The sequence below is a fragment of the Kushneria sinocarnis genome (assembly GCF_003633775.1).
Lineage (GTDB): Bacteria > Pseudomonadota > Gammaproteobacteria > Pseudomonadales > Halomonadaceae > Kushneria > Kushneria sinocarnis.
Map to the genome: position 1 here is coordinate 350,062 of NZ_RBIN01000004.1, position 24,120 is coordinate 374,181.

The following is a 24,120-nucleotide window of genomic DNA, read 5'->3' on the forward strand; positions in this document are numbered from 1 at the left end:
TGTGCTCCACCCTCTCACCGCGTCACCGAATCCGCCCTGCTGCACGTGCGATCGCGCTACTCGCGCTCGCGGGAAAACAGTGCGCCGACGAAATCCCGGGCCTCGAACGGGCGCAGATCGTCCAGCGTTTCGCCCACGCCGATATAGCGAATGGGAATGCCCAGCTGCTTGGCCACGGCAAAGATGATGCCGCCCTTGGCGGTACCATCCAGCTTGGTGAGGGTAATGCCGCTGATCGGCACCGCTTCGTGGAAGGTCTGGGCCTGGCTGATGGCGTTTTGCCCGGTGCCGGCATCGAGCACCAGCATCACCTCGTGCGGCGCCTGCTCATCGAGCCGGGACATCACCCGCTGTACCTTCTTGAGCTCCTCCATCAGCGGCCCCTTGTTCTGCAGCCGCCCGGCGGTGTCGGCAATCAGTACATCAATGCCCCGCGCCTTCGCCGAGGAGAGCGCATCGTAGATCACCGAGGCGCTGTCGGCACCGGTATGCTGGGCCACCACCGGCACCTCGTTGCGCTCGCCCCAGACCTTGAGCTGCTCGACCGCAGCCGCACGGAAGGTATCGCCGGCCGCCAGCATCACGCTGCGACCCTGACGCTGGAAACGCTGGGTGAGCTTGCCGATGGTGGTGGTCTTGCCCACGCCGTTGACGCCGACCATCAGGATCACGAACGGCCCTTCACCCTTCGGCGGCAGCTTCAGGGTCTTCGCCACCGGCTCGAGCATGTTCGACAGCTCTTCCTGCAGCGCCTCATAGAGGGCTTCGACATTCTTCAGCTCGCGCCGCGAGATGCGCGCCTCGAGGTTGGTCATGATCTCGGTGGTGGCCTCGACGCCGACATCGGCCAGCAACAGCTGGGTCTCGAGCTCCTCGAGCAGATCGTCATCGATCTCCTTGTGGCCCAGCAGCAGCGTCGAGAGATTGTCGGTCAGATTGGCGCGGGTCTTGCCCAGCCCCTGACGCATGCGCCTGAGCCAGCCCTGCTTGCGTGGCGCCTCCTGCGACTCATCGGCCGTCTCGGGGCCGACCTCGATCTCATTGCTCGACGGTTTGCCGGGACGGCGCTCACCCGGGCGCAGCGCCGGCTCGGCCGTCGAGGACGGCGCATCGGCGGTACTGGCCACGCCGACATCCTCCGAGGCCGCCATGTCCTCGGGCGCGGGGGCCAGCCCCGGGGCCGGCTCGGGCGCGGCCTCCCGCGGCTCGGGGGTGGCAGCATGCTGCTCCCGGGCCTCGGTGGACAACGCCTGCTCGTCCGGGGGCTGCTTTTGCCCGTCATTCACCTGCCGCGGTGACTCTTGCTCCTGCGGCTCTTGTTCCCGGGACTCTTTCTCCCGGGATTCTTCCGCCTGTTCGGGCTCGGCCACGGGCGCGTTTTCAACCGTGTCTGCCGCTGCGGTCTGCTGCTGTTCCGGGGGCGTTTCCTGTCGCTCCGCGGCAGGCTCGCCCGGCGCTTCACGCTGCTCGGGCTGTTCGGAAGCCGGCTTTTGCGACTCCCGCTCCTCTTGCTCGGATGGCTGGTTGTGCTTCCTGCGTTTCAGAAAACCGAACATGAACGCTCTACCGTAAGAATGAAATCGAAAAAGGGAGGATAGCGTCACCACCCGCTGCACAGGCCGCTCGGGCAGTGCCGGGACAACGCCGATAACCGGGTCCTCATCCTACCACTACCGTCGGGGTGCGGGTACAATCGTGCCGCCCTCAGCACGATTCCGGAGCCCCGCATGGCACGCAGAACTTCACGTCGGCCGGCATCACACGGCGTAGCCCGCAAACGCGGCACGCTGCGTCTGATCGGTGGCGACTTTCGCCGCCGTCGCCTGCCGATTCCCGATCGTCCGGGACTGCGTCCGACCCCCGACCGGGTCAGGGAGACCCTGTTCAACTGGCTGACTCCACTGCCCGGCACCACCCGGGTCCTCGATCTCTATGCCGGTACCGGGGCACTCGGGCTGGAAGCGCTCTCGCGTGGCGCGGGGGCAGCCTGCTTCGTCGAGCACGACCGGGCTGCCGTCATTCAGCTGCGGGACAATCTCGCCACCCTGTTTGCCGCCCCCCTGCCCGATCAACGTCCGCTGCCCGATCACCGCGTGGCCGAAGAACCGGTGACCACCTTTCTGGCGCGGCCACCCGAAGCGCCATTCGATCTGGTCATGCTCGATCCCCCCTTCCGGCAGGCACTGGTCGAGGCGGACTGCGCCCGGCTCGAGGCCGGCGGCTGGCTGACCCCGGGCGCGCGGATCTATATCGAGACCGAGGCCGGTACCGACCCCGTGCTGCCCGGCAACTGGCAGCTGCATCGTCAGACCAAAGCCGGCGACAGCCTGGCGCGCCTCTATCAGCGCTGCTGACAACGCCCGGCCCGCGGGGTGCCGAGGCCGCCACTGCGGGCTTGCCCGCGCCGCACTGGGCGCGTAGGCTGGCTCCGGAGCGCCGCGCAGGCGGCCGACCTTACAAAACGATCAGGGCGTATCAGGAGACGGATCAGCATGAGTACCGAACTTTTCGATCAGCTTGAGCAGCGGGTCCACAATGCTCTGGAAACGATCGAAATGCAGCGCATGGAGCTCGACGAGCTGCGCCAGGAAAACGAGCAGCTCAAGCAGCAGCAGCAGCAGTGGGAAGGCCGCGTCAACAGCATCCTGTCCCGTTTCCGCGAACTGGACGATCAGAGCAGCGAGTAGGACGCCGCGAGGGTCAGCGACATCAGCAGTGCATCCTCGCGCCTGCCGCCGGGTACGGATGGCTCGTAATAGGCCCGGCGGCATCCATCCACCCGAAAGCCATGCCGTTCATACAGCATACGCGCCGTTCGATTGTTGCTGCGCACCTCGAGCAGCAGCCGCTCGCGCCGGCTTTGCTGCAACCGCTGCCGCGCCAGCGTCAGCAGTTGACCGCCCAGCCCGCGCCCCTGCCACTCGGTCGCCACGCCGATCAGCTCCAGCTCGGCATCCCAGGGGCCGAAGGCCAGCACCATCATGGCGACCAGTTCGCCACTCTCGTGCTCCATTCCCCAGAGCTCGGTTTGCGGCCGTGACGCCAGGGTCTGATAGACCGTCGCCGACCAGGCATCCTCGCGTATCCGCCGATCCAGCGCCGCCATCGTCGCGGCCTGCGCCGGACCGAGCGCCACCGGCATCATGTCCCGCTCTCCGGGGCAGTCCCGGACGCTGTCTCACCGCCCTCCTGCCACCACCGTGACCAGGGCTGCATCTGCTGCCAGAGGGCACGACGCACCCGGGCATCCTCCAGCGACGCCGGATCGGGCCCCTGCCAGTAGGGGACGTCCAGCAGTGCCGCCTGCTCATCGCCCAGCTGCAGTGCCCGGGATAGCGCCGGCGGCGTGCCAAACAGCAATACCCGCTCGATGAGCCAGCCCCGGCTGCGACGACCGGCGATGAAGGCGCGCAGCCCTTCGCGCGCCTCGGTCAGCGGATCCTCGACCGGCAGACCCTCCATCATCGGCCACTGGAACAGCTGAAAGTCAAGGGGATGTTCGGGGCGTACCCCGGCCGCATGAAAGATATTGCCCAGCAGCCGGCACTGATCCGACGAGGGCGCCTCGGTCTGGGAAAGCATGATCAGCCAGCGGCCATCGAGCGCGGCCACCTGCAGGGTAAAGCGCAACGGCTCGGCGTCGGCTGACGCCGATGTGGCCTCCCCGACCGCAGCCGGCTCTGCCGGCGCCGGACGCTCGTCTTCGGCGACCGGCGTTGCGGGCTCACTCGGCACCGGCGTTGCGGCATCGGCCGATGGTGCTGCCGGGCTCTCTTCCAGCAGCGCCCGCGCCGAGCGCGGTGCGCCGGTGGCCCGGGGCGGCGGGCTGGCCGCCTCGGTCCCGGCGGTGTCACGGGCATCGTCGATCAGGGCGTGCAGGCGGGTGCCGTGATCCGCTTCCGCCTCTTCGGCAGGCGCTTCTTCCGGCCAGTCGCAGGCCGGGGTGGGTGCGGCATTGGGCAGCCGGAAACGGGCCACGTGCGGGGTGATCCCCATGGCCTCGAGATACTGCAGACGTTCGCGCTCGGACACCTGTGCCGGCTGACCCATGATGGCGACTCCGGGCGACGCGTTCAGCGTCCGCCGCCGCCGCGGCAGTCGGGCGAATCCGGCCGGGTATTGCCGCGCGCTTCCCACTGGGCCGGGGTATAGAGGTGCAGCGCCAGGGCGTGGACCGGTCCCGCCATCTCATCGGCCAGTTCACAGTAGATCTGCTGATGGCGCTTGACCGGCATCAGCCCCTCGAACTTCTCGCTGACCATGGTGACCTTGAAGTGGGTCTCGGCATCCGGGGGCACATTATGCATGTAACTCTCGTTCTCGACGCTGAGCCACCGGGGTGCAAAGGCCTGCTGCAGCTTCTCTTCGATTCGGGTCTGCATACTCATTGTTCACCTCCTGTGCAGGACATGGGCCTGGAGCAGAGAGGCAGACGAGAGAGCACACGCCCTCGGCTGCATCCTGACATCAGTCGAATACGGCTTGCGTTCGCCGGTAGTGGAGTGTGCGCAGCACACACAGTCCGCAGGCCATGGCTCCGGCCAAGGCGCCGCCCCAGAGGGCCAGGCCGACCGGCATCGCATCGGCCGGTTCTGCGAACATTATTCCAGAAAGCACCAGTGCGACCAAGGCAGCCCCCAGCGACTGACCGAAGGTGCGCACGCTGGCCATGACCCCGGCGGCACTGCCACTGCGCTCACGCGGCAGGCTGCCCATGAGCTCGCGATTGTTGGGGGCCTGATAGAAACCGAAGCCGATGCCGCATACACCGCTGCGCCAGAGGATGTCGAACACGGCGGCCTCCCCGTCGAGCAGCGCCAGCAGCATCATGCCGACGATCAGCACCCCCATGCCACAGGCCGCGATCAGCGGAGGCGAACAGCGGTCCGCCAGCCGCCCGCCCAGCGGCGCGCCGAGCATGGTGCCCAGCGGCCAGGGCGTGAACAGCAGCGCCGAGGCCAGCGGGGTATATCCCTGCACGTTCTGAAACAGGAACGGCAGGCTGATGAAGGCCATGCTCTGGGCGATGAAGGCCAACAGCGACGTCAGGGCCGCCGCGGAAAACCGGGGTTCGGTAAAGATCGTCAGCGGCAGCAGCGGATGGGCCACGCGACGCTGACGCACCACGAAGGCGACCGCCGCCGCCAGACTCAAGCTCAGCAGCGCCAGCGTTTGCCCGGCTGCCGGGCCGCGCGAGAAGCCGTCCACCATGATCACGAAGCTTCCCAGCGCCACGGCCGACAGGACCGCGCCGAGCACATCGAAGGGAAAGCGCCTGCCCTGCTCGAAGGGCAGTGCCCGCACCGCCAGGCAGAGCGCGAACGCCCCCATCGGCAGATTGATCCAGAACAGCCAGGGCCAGTCGGCCACCGCCAGAATCGCCCCCCCCAGCGCCGGCCCACCGGCCACGCCGATCGAGACCGTCATCGCGGTCAGCCCCATCGCCTGCCCCAGCAGCCGGGAGGGAAAGATGACCCGATAGAGCGAAGGACCGATGCTCATCATGGCGGCGGCGCCGAGCCCCTGGATCACCCGGAAGCCGACCAGCACCGGCAGGCTGGGCGCCAGCGCGCAGCCGATCGAACTCAGCGTGAATACCGCCATGCCGGCGATATAGAGCCGGTAGCGGCCGATCCGATAGCCCAGCGCGGCGAAGGTCAGGATCGCCGCTGCCGCCATCAGCTGGTAGACATTGATGATCCAGACCGAGACCGAGGACGGCACGCCGAGATCGCGGGCCATGGTCGGCAGGGCAATGTTGATCAGGTTGATGTTGAGCACCGCCATCAGCGAGCCCGACATCAGCACCGCCATCGCCAGGATGCGCTGCCTCGGCGGCAGGCCGTCATCCCCCTCGCGCCATGACAGCAGTGCCTTCAAGAAAATGCTCCCGGCTGATGAAATGGCAGGCCCGTTCAGGCCTCGTCGTTGTCCAGCAGCAGATCGTCATCGAGCTCGACGCTGTCCAGCGCGTCATCGTCGCCCAGATCCAGCGTCATGTAGCTGTACTCGATGCTCAGAAAGCGCTCGAACATGGCTTCGTCGAGCGGCTCCGGCCAGTAGCGACGGTCCTCTTCCCAAGCCTGCAGCTCGTTTTCGAGAATATCGAGATAGCGCTCCCGTACATAGGCCTGCAGTGCCTCGAGCGAATCCATCTCGGGAATCAGATAGACCGTGCTCTCCTGCTCCACATCGGCCAGCGTCAGATCATCGTCGCCTTCGGTAGCCTCCAGCGAATTGATCCAGTCGACAAAGGCCCGGGTGGGGCGCACGCTGAGCGCCGAACGGTTGACCAGTTGCATCACGTGACTCCTCGAGCGGGAAGGTAACCGCCAACAGCGGGACAGACGGCCGACAGTATGGGCGCTTCCCGCCGTCGCGGCCAGCCCCGCATCCTGCTAGCCGGCCTGCGGCCGCATCGCGGGGAACAGCAGCACATCGCGGATCGAGGGCGCATTGGTGAGCAGCATGACCAGCCGGTCGATGCCGATCCCCTCCCCGGCGGTCGGCGGCAGGCCGTACTCCAGGGCGCGGATATAGTCCGCATCGTAGTACATTGCCTCGAGATCGCCGGCCTCCTTCTCCGCCACCTGGGCGGCAAAGCGTTCGGCCTGGTCCTCGGGGTCGTTGAGCTCGGAGAAGCCGTTGGCGATCTCGCGCCCGTTGATGAAGAACTCGAAGCGATCGGTCACGAACGGATCGGTATCGTTGCGCCGTGCCAGCGGACTGACCTCGGCCGGATATTCGGTGATGAAGGTCGGCGCATCGAGCCGATGCTCGGCAACCGTCTCGAAGATCTCGGTCTGCAGCTTGCCGAGCCCCCAGCCGGTGCCGACCTCGAGCCCCAGCCGCTCGGCGACCCCGCAGGCGGCCTCGAAGCTGTCGAGTTCGGCAGCCTCGATGCCCTCGCCATGGCGCAGGATGGCTTCCCGCATGGTCAGGCGCTCGAACGGCCGGGAGAGATCATAGTCCGCGCCCTGATAGTGCACCGTGGTGGTCCCCAGCGCCTGCTCGGCGACAAAGCGCACCAGCGCCTCGGTCAGATCGATCAGGTCATGGTAATCCGCATAGGCCCAGTAGAACTCGAGCATGGTGAACTCGGGGTTGTGACGCGTCGACAGCCCCTCGTTGCGAAAGTTGCGGTTGATCTCGAAGACCCGCTCGAAACCGCCCACCACCAGCCGCTTGAGATAGAGCTCGGGGGCAATGCGCAGGTACATGTCCATATCCAGCGCATTGTGATGCGTCACGAACGGGCGCGCCGTGGCCCCGCCGGGAATCGGCTGCAGCATCGGCGTCTCGACTTCCATGAAGTCATGCTCGGTGAAGTAGCGGCGAATGGCGCTGATCACCGCAGCCCGGATGCGGAAGGTTTCGCGCACCTCCGGATTCATGATCAGATCGACATAGCGCTGGCGATAGCGCGCCTCCTGATCGGTCAGGCCGTGAAACTTGTCGGGCAGCGGCCGCAGGCTCTTGGTCAGCAGCCGCGCCTCTTTCATCATGACGTAGAGATCGCCCTTGCCGGACTTGTGCACCGGCCCCCGGCCGAAGACGATATCGCCGATGTCCCAGCTGCCGATCTCCTCGAGCAGCTCCGCCGGCAGCCCCTTCTTGTCGACATAGAGCTGGATCTGGCCGGAACCATCCTGGATGACGATGAAGGGGCCACGCTTGCGCATGATGCGCCCGGCCACCGCCGCATGGCGATCGAGCTGCTCGAGGGTCGGCTTGTCATGCTCGCCCAGCTCGGCCTGCAGCGTGGCAGCCAGGCTGTCGCGGCGCTGGTCGTTGGGGAAGGCACTCGCGCCGCCGGCGGCCGCCCGCTCCCGATGCGCCGCCAGCTTGGTCCGGCGCTCACTGATCAGCTGATTGTCGTCGCGTGAAGTGTCCTGCTGATCCTGATTCGCCATTGCTTTGCCTATCGGAATATGATCGATCGAAGGCAGGCGTCGCGGCCTGCACGATTGCGGTAAAAGGGGCGCCTGCCGCCGGGGTGCGTCACGCGCGATGGCGGGACCGGGCGCGACGCCGCCCCGGCACGGGGAGCCGGGGCAGCGAAAGGCTGACGAACATGCGGCACCGTCACCCTGCCCCGCTGCGCAGGATGCTCAGAGTCCCTGCTTGAGGCTCGCCTCGATGAACGCATCCAGCTCGCCGTCCAGCACCTTCTCGCAGCTGCTGCTCTGGACGCCGGTGCGCAGATCCTTGATGCGCTGGTCATCGAGCACGTAGGAGCGGATCTGGCTGCCCCAGCCGATGTCCGACTTGGCATCCTCGGCCTTCTGTTTCTCGGCATTGCGCTTTTGCATCTCGATTTCCCAGAGCTTGGCACGCAGCTGCTTCATGGCGAAATCGCGGTTGGCATGCTGGCTGCGCTGGCTCTGGCACGACACCACCACGCCGGTCGGCTCGTGGGTGATGCGCACTGCCGAATCGGTGGTGTTGACGTGCTGACCACCGGCCCCGCTGGAGCGATAGGTGTCGACGCGCAGGTCCGAGGAGTTGATCTCGACCTCGAAGCTGTCGTCGATCTCCGGCGAGAGGAACACTGACGCAAAGGAGGTGTGCCGCCGGCCACCGGAGTCGAACGGGCTCTTGCGTACCAGCCGGTGCACGCCGGTCTCGGTGCGCAGCCAGCCGAAGGCGTACTCGCCCTGCACATGCACGGTGGCGGACTTGATGCCGGCCACATCACCGGCACTGACTTCCAGCAGGTCGGCGGTAAAGCCGTGATGCTCGATCCAGCGCAGATACATGCGCAGCAGCATGTTGGCCCAGTCCTGGGCCTCGGTGCCGCCGGAGCCGGCCTGGATATCGAGATAGGCGTTGTTGGCGTCCATTTCGCCGGAGAACATCCGCCGGAACTCGAGTCTGGAAAGCTCGCTCTCGTAGCGCGCGAGATCGCTGCGGATCATGTCGACGGTGTCGTCATCCTGCTCGCTGACCGCCAGCTCCAGCAGATCGGCGTTGTCGGAGACCCCGCTGGAGAGACGATCGAGGGTCGTGACGAGCTCCTCGAGCTGGGCGCGCTCGCGACCGAGCTTCTGGGCGTGATCCGGGTCGTTCCAGATCTCGGGGTTTTCCAGTTCGCGGGTTACCTCTTCCAGCCGATCCTTCTTCTCGGCATAGTCAAAGATACCCCCTCAGGACTTCTGTCCGTTCGGACAGGTCCTTGATCTGCTGATTGATCGGTGTAATTTCCTGCATGCTGGACTCGCTCTTGCGGGGCCGGTACGACCCGCCCCGCCGGATTCATGGGTCAAAAGGGGCACTTATTGTAGCCAACCGGTGGCATGGCCGTCATCCACCGGCGTCACCGAACGCCAGACAGCGCAAGGAAGACAACAATGACACGACTGTATCCGATGATGGCAACCGCAGCCCTGCTGGGCGCCCTGAGTCTCGCCCCCGTGGCCATCGAGGCCGCCGCGGCAGCCACTCTCAAGGTCGGCATCAGCAGCGATCCGGCCTCGCTCGATCCGGGTCGGATCACCGGCGGTGTCTGGGAAGAAGATGTGCTGCGTGACATCTACGAGGGACTGATCAGTATCGATGCCGGTGGCCGGATCATTCCCGGCGTCGCCGAAAGCTGGCAGCTTGCCGATGACGGCACCACCTGGACCTTTGAACTGCGCGACGATGCGCAGTGGTCGGATGGCGAGCCGGTCACCGCCGAGGATTTCGTCCGGGCGCTGCGCTATCACGCCAATCCGCAGACGGCCTCGAACTACGCCCATCGGCTCTATCCCATCGTCAATGCAGAAGCGATCACCCGCGGCGACAAACCGGTTGACTCGCTGGGGGTGGAGAGCCGCAACGATGGTCATACGCTGGTCATTCACCTGAACGAACCCACGGCCTATTTCCTGAAGACGCTGGTGCTGCCCTTCGGCTACCCGTTGCCGAAACACGTGATGGCGCAGTACGGCAAGGCCTGGAGCGATATCGATCATATCGTCACCAATGGCCCCTTCAAGCCGGTGAAGTGGGTCTCCAACACCGAGCTGGAGACGGTGAAAAACCCGCGGTTTCATGCCGCCGAGCAGGTCAGTCTCGATGGCGTCGACTTCTATCCGCTGGAAGACAAGAGCGCTGCCATTACCCGCTTTCGCGCTGGCGAAGTGGATGTGGTGCGCGACTTTCCGGCGGCCCGCTATCAGTGGCTGAAGGACAATCTGCCCGAGGCCGTACACGTCGCGCCCTCGCTGGGCAGCTACTACTACGTGTTCAATACCCGAAAAGGCACCCCGACCGCCGATCGCCGGGTACGCCGGGCACTGAGCCTGGCCATCAATCGCGAGGTGATTGCCGACAAGCTGCTCGATGGTGCGGTCGAGCCCTCCCGGGCGCTGGTCCCCGGCGGCGTCAGTCACTATACGCCGCAGCCCCAGCCGGGGCTGGATGAGCCGATGCCGGCGCGCATGCAGAAGGCACGGCAACTGCTGCAGCAGGCCGGCTACGGACCGGAGCACCCGCTTGAACTGACCCTGCGCTACAACGCCGGCACCGAGCATCAGCGCATCGCCGTGGCCGTGGCGGCCATGTGGAAGCCACTGGGGGTCGAGATTACCCAGCGCTCCTCCGAGGCCAACGTGCACTACGCCGACCTGATGCAGGGCGATTTCCAGGTTGCCCGCGCCGCCTGGATCTCCAGCTACGACGATGCCCAGAACTTCCTGCAGCTGCTGTCGGCGGAGACCAACAACTACGGCGCCTGGCACAGTGACGAGTACAGCCGGCTGATGGCGCGCTCCGATCGCGAACAGGATCGCGAACAGCGCCGGGCACTGCTCGAACAGGCCGAGCGCGTGGGGCTGGCGGACTATCCGCTGGCGCCGATCTACATCTACGCCTCGCGCAATCTGGTCAACCCGGCAATCGAGGGCTGGCAGGACAACGCGCTGGACATGCACCCCTCGCGCTGGCTGTCACTGCCGCAATGAGCACCGCAGACCCGCGGCCCCGGGCGATTATCGTGGACAGCGTCTTCAAGCAGGGATAAGGTCGGTGGCAACGGTATGATCTGCCGACCCGACAATGCGCCGCCACGAGCGGCAATAACAACACAGAGATCAGGATTCACCATGCATCATCCCCGCCTTCTCTCCGGCGCCGTCGCGCTGACCCTGGCCGTACTGCTGACCCCGTGGCAGGCCTGCGCCGCCGAGCCTTCCCGCACCCTGAACATCGGCATCACCGGTGAACCCGCCTCGCTCGATCCGGCCAGGGCCTCGGGGGGCGTATGGGAGTCCGATGTCTTCATGGACCTCTATGCCGGGCTGATCGTCGAAGACGCCGCGGGCGAGCACATCCCGGGGATCGCGAAGAGCTGGGAAGTCTCGGATGACGGCCTGACCTGGACCTTCCATCTGCGCGATGACGCCCAATGGTCGGACGGCCACCCGGTCACCGCCGAGGATTTCGTGTTCGGCTGGAAACATCAGCTCGACCCGAAGAGTGCTTCCAAGTACGCCTACATGCTCTATCCGGTGAAGAATGCCAGGGCGGTCAATACCGGCGAAAAGCCGCTGGATGCGCTGGGCGTCGAATCCCTGGATGACGGCCACACCTTCCGGGTCACGCTGGCCCGGCCGACCCCCTACTTCATCAAGATCCTGACGCATTACACATCGCTGCCGATCCCCGAGCACGTGGTCGAAAAGTACGGCGACCAATGGACACGGATGGAGCACATCGTCACCGATGGCGCCTTCAAGCCGACCAGCTGGGTCTCCCACGATCACATCTCGGCGGTGAAGAACCCCCGGTTTCATGATGCGAAGAATGTCGCGCTGGACAGGATCAACTACTACCCCACCGAAGACGCCAATGCCGGTATCCAGCGTTTTCGTGCCGGCGAGCTCGACATCCTGCGCAACTACACCTCCGATCGCTACGAGTGGCTGAAGCAGCATCTGCCCGATGCCACGCACATGGATACCTATCTGGGCTCGTACTACTACGTGCTCAACAGCCGCGAGGGCCGCCCCACCGCCGACCCGCGGGTGCGCGAGGCACTCAATCTGGCGATCCGGCGCAACGTGCTCTCCGAACAGATCATGCAGGACACCTTTCAGCCCGCCTATGCACTGGTGCCACCGGGCGTTTCCCACTACACCGCCCAGCCCATGGTCCTGAAGGACATGACCATGGAAGAGCGCATGACCCGGGCCAGACAGCTGATGCAGGACGCCGGTTACGGCCCGGATCATCCGCTCAGGCTGACCCTGCGCTACAACACCAGCGACGAGCACAAGAAGATTGCCATCGCCGTGGCGGCGATGTGGCGGCCACTCGGGGTGCAGGTCGAGATGACCAACGCCGAGGTCACGGTGCACTACCAGGCCCTGCAGGAAGGAGACTTCGACGTCGCCCGGGCCGGCTGGATCGCCGACTACAACGATGCCGAGAACTTCCTGACCCTGCTGCATACCGGGGTAGGCAACAACTACGGTGCCTGGCACAACGAGCAGTTCGATCAGCTGCTGGACGAGGCCAACGTCACCCTGGACAGCGACAAGCGTGAACAGCTCATGGAACAGGCCGAAGGCGTGGCCATGAACGATCATGCGCTGATTCCGCTGCTCTATTACGTGTCACGCAACCTGGTCAATCCGCAGCTCGAGGGCTGGCAGGACAACATCGAGGACAACCACCCCTCCCGCTGGGTGAAGTTCTCGCCGTAACCTTCCCCGTGACCCACCCCGGTGGGTCATTCACACGGACTCTCCCGCTACCGGCGACGCCTGTACCGGACGGATGAGAGCATGGCGCCAGTGGCTTCACGGCAGACCAGGGGAAGAGGAACATCATGGTGAAACATCGACTGGCGGCAATCGCCACCACCGCCGCATGGCTGACTGTCACCAGTCTGACCGGGCAGGCGGCGACGCTGGACATCGGCACCCAGGGCGAGCCGGCCTCGCTCGACCCGGCCCGGGTCAACGGTACGGTCTTCGAGAACACCGTGCTCGGCGATCTCTACGAGGGCCTGATCACGCTGGGCCCGGGCGGTGATTACCTGCCGGGGGTGGCGACCCGCTGGGAGACTTCCCCGGACGGGCGTCGCTGGACCTTTCAGCTGCGCGACGATGCCCGCTGGTCCGATGGCGCGCCGGTCACGGCGCGGGATTTCGTGGTGGCCTTTCGCCGCGTGCTCGACCCGGCGACCGCCTCGGTCTATGCCAGCCTGCTCTACCCGCTGCACAACGCCGAAGCCATCAGCCGCGGCGAGGCGCCGGTCGACTCGCTGGGGGTCACCGCACCCGATCCGCATACGCTGGTCATCGAGCTCGACGACAACACCCCCTGGCTGCCCTCGCTGCTCGCCCACATCGTCACCTCGCCGGTGCCGGCCCATCTGATTGACCGATACGGCAGCCACTGGAACCGGATCGATCACATCGCCACCAACGGAGCCTTCACTCCCGAAAGCTGGCGCTCGCACGATCATATCGCCGCGGTGCGCAACCCGCACTTTCACGATGCCGACAGTGTCGCCCTCGACGGGGTCAACTACTACCCCGCCGAGGATCTGCAGGCCGGGCTGTCGCGCTTTCGTGCCGGCGAGCTCGATATCATGCGCGACTTCGATCCGCAGCGTTACCAGTGGCTGCAGGAGCATCTGGGCGATGCCGTGCATCTGCGCAACCAGCTGGCGACCTACTATTACGCGCTGAATTCACGCCAGGGGCACCCCACCGCGGATCCCCGGGTGCGCGAAGCCCTCAATCTCGCCCTGCGCCGCCGGGTGATCACCGGGCAGATTCTCGAGGGCGCGGTCGAGCCCACCACCTCACTGGTCCCCGAAGGCATCAGTCACTACCGGCCCGAAGCGATGCCCGGGCTCGATCAGCCGATGGCGCAGCGCCTGGCCCGGGCACGCGAGCTGCTCGACGAGGCCGGCTACGGCCCCGACCATCCCCTCGAGCTGCGCCTGCGCTACAACTCGCGCGATGATCATCGCCGCATTGCGGTGGCCGCCGCAGCCATGTGGCGCCCGCTCGGCATCAATGTCGAGCTGATCAACGCCGAATCCAGCGTGCACTACTCGAGCCTTGCCCAGGGGGATTTCGATGTCGGCCGGGCCAGCTGGGTGGCCGACTTCGACGATGCCAGCAACTTTCTCGGCATCCTGCAAAGCGGCAATCCGAAGAATTACGGGGGGTATCACAACCCACGCTTCGACCGGCTGATGCAGCAGGCCGCCGAAGAAACCTCGACCGAGCGACGCCAGACCCTGCTGGCGCAGGCCGAACAGGTGGCCATGAGCGACTACGCCATGGCCCCGATCTACTCCGACGCGTCGCGCAACCTGGTCAACCCGCAGCTCGAAGGCTGGCAGGACAACGCCATCAACCGTCATCTGGCACGCTGGTTGCGTTTCCGGGAAGACGCGGACGCCGGACAGCCCTAACAACAATCATGGCCCGGCCTCAGGCCAGGAGCCATCACGGGACAATGACATGAGACTGACAACGCTGATGGGGGTGGGCGCCCTGTGCGCCCTGCTCGCCACGGGGCCGCTCCCGGCCGGTGCTGGCGAACCCGATGAAGCCGCCGTGCTGCATCGGGCCAACGGGGCGGAGCCCTCGTCTCTGGACCCGCAGCTCGGCACCGGGAGCTGGGAATCCAACATCACCGGTGATCTGTTCGAGGGACTGCTGGCACGCGATGCCGCCGGAGAGCTCATCCCGGGCGTGGCGCAGCGCTGGGACGTCTCGGCTGACGGGCTGACCTATACCTTCCATCTGCGGGAGAATGCCCGCTGGTCGGATGGCACGCCGGTCACGGCCGGAGATTTCGTCTACGCCTGGCGGCGCCTGCTCTCCCCCGAACTGGGCGCCGCCTACGCCTACCTGCTGTTCCCGGTCGCCAACGCACGCGCCATCAATCACGGCGAGCAGGCGGCGGAGACGCTCGGCGTGCAGGCCGTCGACGAGCACACGCTGACGGTCACTCTGACGCGACCGACCGGCTACTTTCCCGAGCTGCTGGCGCATCCCTCGACCTTCCCGGTACCCGAGCAGGCCATTCGTGCCCATGGCAGCCGCTGGACCCAGCCGGGCAACATGGTCTCCAACGGCGCCTTCGAGCTCACCGAGTGGGTCTCGCACGGCCACATCACGGCCCGGCGCAATGCCGATTTCCATGATGCCGCCGGCGTCTCCCTGCAGGCAGTGACGTACTATCCGATCGACGACGCCCGGGCCGCGCTCAACCGCTTTCGCACCGGCGAGATGGACATGATCGACTCCGTGCCCACCGACCGGCTCGACTGGGCAAGACGGAGCATGCCCCGGGCGCTGCATGTCAGCCCGATGCTCGGCACCTTCTACTTCGCCTTCAATCAACGCGAGGGCAGCGTGCTCACCGACCGCCGCATCCGCGAAGCGCTCAATCTGGCCACCCGGCGGCGCATCATCACCGAAAGGATCACCCGGCTCGATCAACCCCCCGCCTGGTCGCTCGTCCCGGACGCCATCGATCATTACGACGGCCCCCGCTTCGACTTTGCCGACAGCCCCCTGGAAGAGCGGATGGCCCGCGCCCGGCAGCTGATGCAGGACGCCGGCTACAGCCCGGCGCATCCCCTGAAGCTGACCATCGACTACATCACCAACCCGGAAACCCGGCGCATTCCGGTGGCACTGGCCGCCATGTGGCAACCGCTCGGGGTGGACGTCACGCTCATCAACAGCGATGCCGCGGTCTACTACGCCAAACTGCGTCAGGGAGACTTCCAGATCGGCATGGCGCCCTGGGTTGCCGACTACAACGATGCCAGCAACTTCCTCGATCTGTTCCGAAGCGGCGTGCCCAACAACCATTCCGGCTATCACCATCCGGCCTATGACCGGCTGATGGCCGAGGCCGGCGAAACGCTCGATCCCGGCAAGCGGGCCCGGCTCATGGCCGATGCCGAGCAGCGGCTGCTCGATGACGCGGCCCTGCTGCCACTGTATTTTTATGTCAGGGCCGTCATGGTATCGCCCCGCCTGACCGGCTGGCAGGAGAACCCGCTGGATATCCATCCGAGCCGCTGGATCCGCTTCCGATCCGGCACCGGCCAGTGAGCCCGCCTCCATGACCCCGACTGCTGCACCATCGCAAAGAGAGCACCACGCATGCTGACCTATACCGCCAAACGGCTGGCCATGGCGATCCCGACCCTGCTGATCGTCATCACCGTATCGTTCTTCCTGATGCGCGTGGCCCCCGGCGGGCCTTTCGACGGCGAACGCCAGCTGCCGCCCGAGATCGAAAACAACCTGCGTGCGGCCTACCACCTCGATGAACCGCTGCCGATGCAGTATCTGCGCTACATGGGCAATCTGCTGCAGGGCGATTTCGGTCCGTCGTTCAAGTACAAGGATTTCTCGGTCACCCAGCTGATCCTGCAGGGGTTTCCGGTCAGCCTCGAACTCGGCGGGCTGGCCATCGGGCTGGCGCTGATCATCGGCCTGCCGCTGGGGGTGATCGCCGCACTCCGGCGCAACTCCACCGTCGACTACATGGTGATGGGCATCGCGCTGGGCGGCATTGCCGTTCCCAACTTCGTGATCGCGCCGATTCTGGCACTGGTTTTCGGCGTACTGCTCGCCTGGCTGCCGGCAGGCGGCTGGAATGGCGGCGCACTGCCCAACCTGGTGCTGCCGGTGATCGCGCTGGCGATCCAGCAGATTGCCTATATCGCGCGCATGATGCGGGCCTCGATGATCGAGACCCTCGGCAGCCACTTCATTCGTACCGCCCGTGCCAAGGGGCTCTCCGAGCGCCAGGTGATCTGGCGTCACGCCCTGCGCCCGTCGATGCTGCCGGTCATCTCCTATCTCGGCCCGGCGATCGCCGGCATCATCACCGGCTCGGTGGTGATCGAACAGATCTTCGGGCTGCCCGGCATCGGCCGCTACTTCGTGCAGGGCGCGCTCAATCGCGACTACACCCTGGTGATGGGCACGGTCGTGTTCTATGGCGTGCTGATCGTGCTGATGAATCTGGTGGTCGACCTGCTCTACTCCGCGCTCGACCCGCAAATCCGCTATGACGACTGACCTTCGGACCCTCTGCTCATGACCAGTCACACTTCTACCCATGACGGTTTCGAAGACCGCCACGACCGGCCGGCCGGCAATCCCAACCCGCCCCCGGAACCCGATCCGGGGCCCGGCGAGAGCCTGGGTCGCGAAGCCTGGCGCCGGCTGAGGCAGAACCACGCGGCCATGTTCAGCCTCGGGCTGCTGGTCGTGATCACCATCGCCTGCGTGGCCGGCCCCTGGCTCTCCCCGTGGGGGCTGGCTGACGTCGACTGGAATGCCTTCGGCGTGCCACCGACGCTGGAAGGCATGCACCTGCTCGGCACCGATGCCAACGGCCGCGATCTGCTCACCCGTACGCTCTATGGCGGCCGCGTATCGCTGTCGGTGGCACTGGTCGCGACCGTGGTCAGCCTGGTGATCGGCGTGCTCTATGGCGCCATCTCAGGGTATGTCGGCGGGCGCACCGACAATCTGATGATGCGGTTTGTCGACATCATGTACTCGCTGCCATTCATGTTCCTGGTGATCCTGCTGATGGTGGTATTCGGTCGCAATATCTTCCTGATCTATGCCGCCATCGGGGCCGTGGAGTGGCTCGACATGGCGCGCATCGTGCGCGGCCAGACGCTGGCGCTCAAGCGGCGCGAGTTCATCGAGGCCGCCCACGCGCTGGGCGTGAAGGACAGCCGCATCATCACCCGCCACCTGATTCCCAACACCCTCGGCCCGGTGATCATCTACGTCACGCTGACCGTGCCCAAGGTGATCCTGCTGGAGAGTTTCCTCTCCTTCCTCGGTCTCGGCGTGCAGGAACCGCTGACCAGCTGGGGCGTGCTGATCAGCGAAGGCACCGATCAGATGCAGAGTGCGCCCTGGATGCTGCTGGTGCCGGCGGTATGCCTCGCCCTCACCCTCTTCTGTCTCAACTTCCTCGGCGATGGGCTGCGTGACGCCCTCGATCCGCGGACGCGCTAGGAGCACGACCATGTCGACACCGCTACTTGAAATCGACAACCTGCAGGTCGACTTCCGGCTGCCCACCGGCACCGTCAGCGCCGTTCGGGGCGTCAGCTTCTCGATCCACGAGGGCGAGACCATGGCGCTGGTGGGTGAATCCGGCTCCGGCAAGTCGGTGACCTCGACCGCGCTGATGCGGCTGCTGCCGGAAATGACCCATATCAGCGGCAGCGCCCGGCTGGGCGAGCAGGAGCTGCTGAAGATCTCCCCGCGCCAGATGCGCCGGGTGCGCGGCGACGAGATGTCGATGATCTTCCAGGAGCCGATGACCTCGCTCAACCCCCTGCACCGCATCGGCCGGCAGATTGCCGAGGTGCTCGAACGCCATCGCGGCATGACCGGGCAGAAGGCGCAGCAGCGGGTGCTGGAGCTGCTGCGCCAGGTGGGCATTCCCGAGCCCGAGCGACGCGTGCGCAGCTATCCCCATGAACTCTCCGGCGGCCAGCGCCAGCGCGTGATGATCGCCATCGCGCTGGCGTGCGAGCCGAAGCTCTTGATCGCCGACGAGCCCACCACGGCGCTCGATGTCACCGTCCAGGCGCAGATTCTGGCGCTGCTGAAGGATCTGCAGCAGCGCTACGGCATGGCGATCCTGTTCATCACCCATGACCTGACCCTGGTGCGCCACTTCGCCGAGCGCGTGTGCGTGATGCGCCATGGCGAAATCGTCGAGTCGGGCGACACCGCCACCGTCTTTGAACGGCCGCAGCACGACTACACCCGCATGCTGCTCGATGCCGAGCCCAGCGGCACCAAGGCCGCCGTCGACACGCAGGCGCCGATGCTGCTTGAAGCCAGCGATATCCGGGTCCGCTTTCCGATCAGAAAGCGTCTGTTCGGCAGGAGCGAGTATTTCGAAGCGGTACGCGGTATCACGCTGAACATTCGGCGCGGCCAGACGGTCGGCATCGTCGGCGAATCCGGTTCCGGCAAGTCCACCCTGGGCCGGGCGCTGCTGCGGCTGCTCGAAAGCCAGGGCTCGATCACCTTCGACAACACCGATATCACCCACCTCGACAAGTCCGCCATGCGACCGCTGCGCTCGCGCATGCAGGTCGTCTTCCAGGACCCGTTCGGCTCGCTCTCGCCACGCCAGACGGTCGGCGAGATCATCAGCGAGGGGCTGCGGGTGCACTATCCGGAGCTCGGTCGCCGCGAGCGCGAAGCCCGCATCATCGAAGCGCTGCAGGAAGTCTCGCTCGATCCGGCCATGCGCCGGCGCTACCCGCACGAGTTCTCCGGTGGCCAGCGCCAGCGGATTGCCATCGCCCGGGCGCTGGTGCTCAAGCCCCGCTTTCTGCTGCTCGACGAGCCCACCTCCGCACTTGATCGCTCGGTGCAGATGACGGTCATCAGGCTGCTGCGCGAAATTCAGCGCCGCCATGACCTGACCTATCTGTTCATCAGCCACGACCTGGCGGTGGTGCGCGCGCTCTCCGATACCGTGCTGGTGATGAAGGAGGGCCAGGTCGTCGAGCACGGTACTTCCGAAACCATTTTCACCCGGCCGCGCGAGACGTACACGAAGACACTGCTGAAAGCCGCGTTCATGAGCAGCGAGCACGCTGCCTGACCAACACCGGATACCAACCGCACAACAACAAGAGGTCTACCTTGCGATGCATTACAGAACAGCTCGTCTCCTGCCGACCACCACCCTGCTGCTGGCGCTGCTGCCGGGAGTGACCAGCCCGGTCATGGCCGCGCAGGCGAGTCGCGGTACTTCGAACGACGGCGCTTCTGCCGGAACATGGCAGCTTGAGGATCTCTACGCCTCGCCCGCCGCCTGGCAGCAGTCCTACGAACAGGTTTCGCAGGCCATCGACGGGCTGGATCGCTTCCGGGGGCACCTGACCGACAGTCCGCAGGCCCTGGCCGAAGCGCTGGACGCCGTGCGGCTGAACGCCTATGCCAGCCTCCGGGCGGACGAGGATCTGCGCAACAGTACCGCCCAGGAGCGCAACAACCGGGCCACGCGCCTGATGGCGCACTACGGCGAAGTGACCGGCTATATTCGTCCCGAACTGACCGGCATGGACCAGTCGACACTGGCCGAGTGGGCGGCCCGGCCGGTGCTGAAGGTCCACCGCCGGTTTCTGGAAAACGTGATGCGCGAGGCCCCGCATACCCTGGCGCGCCCCACGGAGTCGGCACTGGCGGCGCTTGCACCGGTCACGACCACGGGCAACACCTATTCGCTGCTGACCAATTCCGACATCGCCTGGCCGAGCCTTGCCATCGACGGCAAGTCGCGCACCCTGGATCAGGCCGGCTATTCCCGCTGGCGGGAGTCGGAAGATCGCGATGTGCGCCGCCGGGTGTTCGAAACCTTCTGGCCGGTCTGGCAGCAGTACGAAACCACCTTCGGCGCCCTGCTGGGCAATCAGGTGCTCGAGCATGTCATCGAGGCACGCCTGCGCCACTACGACAGCGCCCTGGCGGCCGCCGTCAGCAGTAACGACATCCCGGCGGCGGTCTATCACCAGCTGATCCGCTCCGCCAATCAACACCTGCCGACCCTGCATCGCTACCTGAAGCTGCGTCAGCGCATGCTCGGCGTTGAACAGCTGCACTACTACGACATCTATCCGCCACTGGTCACGAGTGAACGCCGGTTTACCATCGACGATGCCCGCCGCCTGACCCGGGCGGCAACCCGCCCGCTGGGGGCGCACTACTCGAAACTGCTCGAACGGGCGACCGACTCGCCCTGGACCAGCGTCTACCCGCAACGCGGCAAGCGCTCCGGCGCCTACATGAATGGTTCGGCCTACGATGTCCATCCCTATGTACTGATGAACTTCAATGGCGCCTACGGGGATGTCTCCACCTACGCCCACGAATGGGGCCATGGCATTCACTCCATGCTGGCCGATGAGTCGCAGCCCTACGCAACCTCGGATTACCCCATCTTCACCGCGGAAGTGGCCTCCACCACCAATGAAGAGCTGCTGATCGATGACATGATCCGTCAGGCCGACAATGACCGGGAGAAACTCTTCTATATCGGCCAGGCGCTGGAATCACTGCGCGGCACCTTCTTCCGTCAGACCCAGTTTGCCGAATTCGAGCTGGCCATCCATGAAGCCGCCGAACAGGGTACCCCGCTCTCCGGCAAGCGCATGACGCAGATGTATGGCGACATCCTGAAGAAATACTACGGTGTCGAGCAGGGCGTTACCGCGATCAACCCGGACTTCTTCATCGAGTGGGCCTACATTCCGCATTTCTATTACAACTTTTACGTCTACCAGTACGCTACCTCGATCACGGCAGCCCACCACTTTGCCAGTGCCCTGAAACGGGATCCCGAAAAGGTACGCGCTACCTATCTGAACGTATTGTCGAGCGGCGGCAGTGACAGCGGCTACCGGTTGCTGAAACAGGCAGGTGTCGATCTGGCCACTCCTCAGCCCTATGACGCGCTGATGGACTACATGAACGAGCTGATGGATCAGGCCGAAACCCTGCTCGAGCGTTCCTGAGCGACGACTGTCCCCCTCCCTGCAGGAGCCGCCGGCAATCTGGCGGCTCTTTTGTTCGACACGCCCCTCAATGGCGCCAAAACAGTGCAGCCCTCCAAAAGCGCCTTTTTTTGGTTCATTTCCTGATAAAGGCCTCGTCATGAGGCATTCCTGCAAATATCAATCTTTAATTAAATTCGTCCTTTTCCTGCTTCAGACGCTCCCATCAATGCCTTCAACCCTGCCCTCCTGCCAGGTCATCATTAGAAATTTTCATTATTGAATATTCAGCTGATCAAACGCCGCACCCTCTCTCCCACTCATGGCGTAATGCCACCTTTTCCGAATCTTATCCGCACGATTGGGCCTCTCCCGGCTGCCGGAACAAGGCAGATTCCGACGCTTCATCACGACGGCATCGCCCGCCCACAACCTGATTTTAATTCAGCATCAGTGGCCCGGGCCGAGAGTGGCATTTCAATGGCACACTAATTGCTTACCTGAATAAATATCGCCCGCTGAGCGGGGATCAGTCACGCCCCGGCTGACCATCCGGGGGTCGCTCGCAATGACCTGCCAATAAAAGAGACAACATGAGTGACAGTGTCAGGGGAACGGTCGATCAGGGAATCGGCACACAATCGCAACGACGCTCCATTGCCAAGGCGGAAATCATTACGCTGCTGCTGGTATCGGCCGCCGTCCACGGGCTGCTCTGGTGGGCACTGAACCGTCAGCCGGATGTACTGGCCGAAGCCATGCCGACCCAGGCCTCCCGGGCATCGGAGGTGACGGTGTCGCTGACCAGCGCACCTCCGCCTACTCCCGAACCACCTCCTCCTCCACCTCAACCACAGGTGGAAGAGGCGCCGGTGGTCGATGAAAACGCGGTCATGCCGGCAGAAGAAGAGGTGGCAGAGCAACCCGAGCCCGAACCCGAGCCCGAACCACAGCCGGAACCCGAACCCGAACCCGAACCCGAACCCGAGCCTCGCCCGGCACAGCAGTCGAGTCAGCCGACACGGACCTCGAATCCATCGGCGCAGCGCGCCTCGAGCAGCAACAGCAGCGCCAACCAGGTGACCCCGGCAGTGTCGGGCATGCAGAGCCTGGGCAATCCGCCGCCCCGTTATCCTTCGCTGGCCCTGCGTCGCGGTTACGAAGGCAACGTCAGGCTGAAGATCCTGGTGCTGCCCGACGGGACCGCCGGTCAGGTGGAGGTCATCTCCTCCAGCGGTCATCGCGAACTGGACGAGGCCGCCGTGGAAACCGTGAAAGGCTGGAAGTTCAAGCCGGCCCGACGAGGCGACACCCCCATCAGGGGCTGGGCGATCCAGACGATTGCCTTCAATCTGCCGCGCTGATGTAAATCACAACCACAAGACAGGACCCTGCAAGGAGCCATGACATCATGATGAACAGCAGTATTACGCCAATGATCGTGCCCGCGGTGCTCTGGACCCTGATCGCCTTTTCGGTGGTGACCTGGGCGGTGCTGCTGATCAAGGGGCTGCAGTTTGCCCGCAACCGTACCGAGAACAAGCGGTTTCGCAAGGCCTTCTGGGAAGCCCGCAGCCTGGAGGAAGGCGAGTCCGTGGCCGAGCAGCGCCCCGGCACCATGGCCTCGATTGCACGCGCCGGGTTTGCGGTCATTACCGGCAGCGACATCTCGCCCGACAACCGGGAACTGGCTCAGCGAATCAACCGTTCCGACCGTCTGGAACGCAGCCTGCGTCAGCAGATTCAGCGGGAACGACGTTCGCTGGAAGGCGGCCTGGCCATTCTGGCCAGTATCGGCAGCACCTCGCCCTTCATCGGCCTGTTCGGCACCGTCTGGGGCATCATGGAAGCACTGGTCACCATCGGCGAGACCGGTGAAGCCGGGCTGGACACCGTGGCCGGCCCCATCGGCCACGCCCTGATTGCCACCGGCGTCGGTATTGCCGTCGCCGTGCCCGCCGTGCTGGTTTACAACTACTTCACCCGTCGCCTCAAGCTCAACGTATCGCTGATGGATGATTTTGCGCACGACTTTTACAGCCTGGCGCAACAGAACGAGTTTCATGTTCGCTCTTCGGTCGATACCGGCCATGCAGCACATGGCAACCCCGCTCCCCGGCATCAGCCGATGGGTGCCTGAATCCGCCCCCTGCCACCCTTCAGATTCCGGGAGACATGACCATGGCCTTTTCCAATCAGGACGATGATGAAGTACTCAGCGAAATGAATGTCACACCGCTGGTGGATGTCATGCTGGTGCTGCTGGTGGTCTTCATTGTAACAGCCCCGCTGATGACCAATGCCGTGCACGTCAATCTGCCCAGGACCGGCGCAGTAGCGCCGCCCGAATCCAGTGAACCGATGGTAGTGAGCGTGGATGCCGAGGGGCACTATTTCATTGGCAAGCAGGAGTACGCGTTCGAACAGCTGGAAACCCGGCTGCAGCAGGCTCACGAGGAGAATCCGCAGCAGGCGGTCCAGCTTCAGGCCGATGAAGGCGTCAATTACGGCCAGGTCGCCAAGGCCATGGCGGCCCTTGAACGCTCGGGCATTCAGAAGGTCGCCGTACTCACCCAGCAGTAGCGGCTCAGGACACT

General features: G+C 65.1%; 21 protein-coding genes. 13 read left to right on the plus strand and 8 right to left on the minus strand.

Annotation, left to right across the window (positions count from 1 at the left end; all coding sequences use genetic code 11):
- Window positions 1-56: 56 nt before the first annotated feature.
- Window positions 57-1,556 carry a signal recognition particle-docking protein FtsY gene (ftsY, locus tag C7446_RS08380; RefSeq protein WP_121172628.1) on the minus strand — a complete coding sequence of 500 codons (1,500 nt, stop codon included), beginning with the start codon at window positions 1,554-1,556 and terminating at the stop codon, window positions 57-59.
- Window positions 1,557-1,727: 171 nt separating this feature from the next.
- On the opposite strand from ftsY, the gene rsmD reads away from it, so the two are divergent.
- Complete coding sequence (gene rsmD / locus C7446_RS08385) at window positions 1,728-2,354, plus strand: 16S rRNA (guanine(966)-N(2))-methyltransferase RsmD (protein ID WP_121172629.1); 627 nt, start codon at window positions 1,728-1,730, stop codon at window positions 2,352-2,354.
- 138 nt (window positions 2,355-2,492) lie between these two features.
- Entirely contained in the window at window positions 2,493-2,687 is a 195-nt protein-coding gene (zapB, locus tag C7446_RS08390) for a cell division protein ZapB (protein ID WP_121172630.1), read from the plus strand.
- On the opposite strand, the gene C7446_RS08395 is transcribed toward zapB, so the two are convergent.
- From C7446_RS08395 to prfB, 7 genes are all read right to left on the minus strand, one after another.
- Window positions 2,672-3,145 (minus strand): GNAT family N-acetyltransferase, encoded by a 474-nt coding sequence (locus C7446_RS08395; RefSeq protein ID WP_121172631.1) that lies wholly within the window; start codon window positions 3,143-3,145, stop codon window positions 2,672-2,674. The two genes, zapB and C7446_RS08395, sit on opposite strands and share 16 nt — an antisense overlap.
- On the minus strand, window positions 3,142-4,050 hold the full coding sequence (locus C7446_RS08400) for a hypothetical protein (protein ID WP_121172632.1): 909 nt from the start codon (window positions 4,048-4,050) through the stop codon (window positions 3,142-3,144). The genes C7446_RS08395 and C7446_RS08400 overlap by 4 nt, the downstream gene beginning before the upstream one ends.
- A 23-nt stretch (window positions 4,051-4,073) precedes the next feature.
- Complete coding sequence (locus C7446_RS08405; RefSeq protein WP_121172633.1) at window positions 4,074-4,388, minus strand: BolA family protein; 315 nt, start codon at window positions 4,386-4,388, stop codon at window positions 4,074-4,076.
- Window positions 4,389-4,467: 79 nt separating this feature from the next.
- A complete protein-coding gene (locus tag C7446_RS08410; RefSeq protein ID WP_121172634.1) occupies window positions 4,468-5,880 on the minus strand; it encodes an MFS transporter in 1,413 nt (470 codons plus the stop codon).
- Window positions 5,881-5,915: 35 nt separating this feature from the next.
- Window positions 5,916-6,302 (minus strand): hypothetical protein, encoded by a 387-nt coding sequence (locus C7446_RS08415; RefSeq protein WP_121172635.1) that lies wholly within the window; start codon window positions 6,300-6,302, stop codon window positions 5,916-5,918.
- A 96-nt stretch (window positions 6,303-6,398) separates the two neighbouring features.
- Window positions 6,399-7,913, minus strand: coding sequence for a lysine--tRNA ligase (gene lysS / locus C7446_RS08420; protein WP_121172636.1), 1,515 nt, complete (start codon window positions 7,911-7,913; stop codon window positions 6,399-6,401).
- Between the two features lie 198 nt (window positions 7,914-8,111).
- Window positions 8,112-9,210, minus strand: a protein-coding gene (gene prfB / locus C7446_RS08425) for a peptide chain release factor 2 (protein ID WP_121172637.1) whose coding sequence is annotated in 2 segments (ribosomal slippage) — window positions 8,112-9,134 and window positions 9,136-9,210 — 1,098 coding nt in all. Because the reading frame shifts where the segments join, the coding sequence is not laid out codon by codon here.
- A 140-nt stretch (window positions 9,211-9,350) separates the two neighbouring features.
- Between prfB and C7446_RS08430 the strand changes: the two genes are divergently transcribed.
- From C7446_RS08430 to C7446_RS08480, 11 genes are all read left to right on the plus strand, one after another.
- Window positions 9,351-10,946, plus strand: coding sequence for a peptide ABC transporter substrate-binding protein (locus C7446_RS08430; protein WP_245977774.1), 1,596 nt, complete (start codon window positions 9,351-9,353; stop codon window positions 10,944-10,946).
- Window positions 10,947-11,087: 141 nt separating this feature from the next.
- A complete protein-coding gene (locus C7446_RS08435; protein WP_121172638.1) occupies window positions 11,088-12,689 on the plus strand; it encodes a peptide ABC transporter substrate-binding protein in 1,602 nt (533 codons plus the stop codon).
- A 125-nt stretch (window positions 12,690-12,814) separates the two neighbouring features.
- A complete protein-coding gene (locus C7446_RS08440; protein WP_121172639.1) occupies window positions 12,815-14,419 on the plus strand; it encodes a peptide ABC transporter substrate-binding protein in 1,605 nt (534 codons plus the stop codon).
- A 49-nt stretch (window positions 14,420-14,468) separates the two neighbouring features.
- Complete coding sequence (locus C7446_RS08445; protein WP_121172640.1) at window positions 14,469-16,079, plus strand: peptide ABC transporter substrate-binding protein; 1,611 nt, start codon at window positions 14,469-14,471, stop codon at window positions 16,077-16,079.
- Window positions 16,080-16,130: 51 nt separating this feature from the next.
- Entirely contained in the window at window positions 16,131-17,057 is a 927-nt protein-coding gene (oppB, locus tag C7446_RS08450) for an oligopeptide ABC transporter permease OppB (RefSeq protein ID WP_121172641.1), read from the plus strand.
- An 18-nt stretch (window positions 17,058-17,075) separates the two neighbouring features.
- On the plus strand, window positions 17,076-18,017 hold the full coding sequence (locus C7446_RS08455; protein WP_121172642.1) for an ABC transporter permease: 942 nt from the start codon (window positions 17,076-17,078) through the stop codon (window positions 18,015-18,017).
- A gap of 10 nt (window positions 18,018-18,027) precedes the next feature.
- Window positions 18,028-19,632, plus strand: a complete 1,605-nt coding sequence (locus tag C7446_RS08460; protein ID WP_121172643.1) for an ABC transporter ATP-binding protein — start codon at window positions 18,028-18,030, stop codon at window positions 19,630-19,632.
- Window positions 19,633-19,678: 46 nt separating this feature from the next.
- The gene (gene pepF / locus C7446_RS08465; protein WP_121172644.1) at window positions 19,679-21,544 is read left to right on the plus strand and encodes an oligoendopeptidase F; all 1,866 of its coding nucleotides are present in this window, start codon (window positions 19,679-19,681) and stop codon (window positions 21,542-21,544) included.
- Between the two features lie 572 nt (window positions 21,545-22,116).
- On the plus strand, window positions 22,117-22,887 hold the full coding sequence (locus tag C7446_RS16575; protein ID WP_121172645.1) for an energy transducer TonB: 771 nt from the start codon (window positions 22,117-22,119) through the stop codon (window positions 22,885-22,887).
- Window positions 22,888-22,934: 47 nt separating this feature from the next.
- Window positions 22,935-23,663, plus strand: a complete 729-nt coding sequence (locus C7446_RS08475; RefSeq protein ID WP_211327902.1) for a MotA/TolQ/ExbB proton channel family protein — start codon at window positions 22,935-22,937, stop codon at window positions 23,661-23,663.
- A 41-nt stretch (window positions 23,664-23,704) separates the two neighbouring features.
- Entirely contained in the window at window positions 23,705-24,106 is a 402-nt protein-coding gene (locus C7446_RS08480; RefSeq protein WP_121172723.1) for an ExbD/TolR family protein, read from the plus strand.
- The last annotated feature ends 14 nt before the right edge of the window (window positions 24,107-24,120 follow it).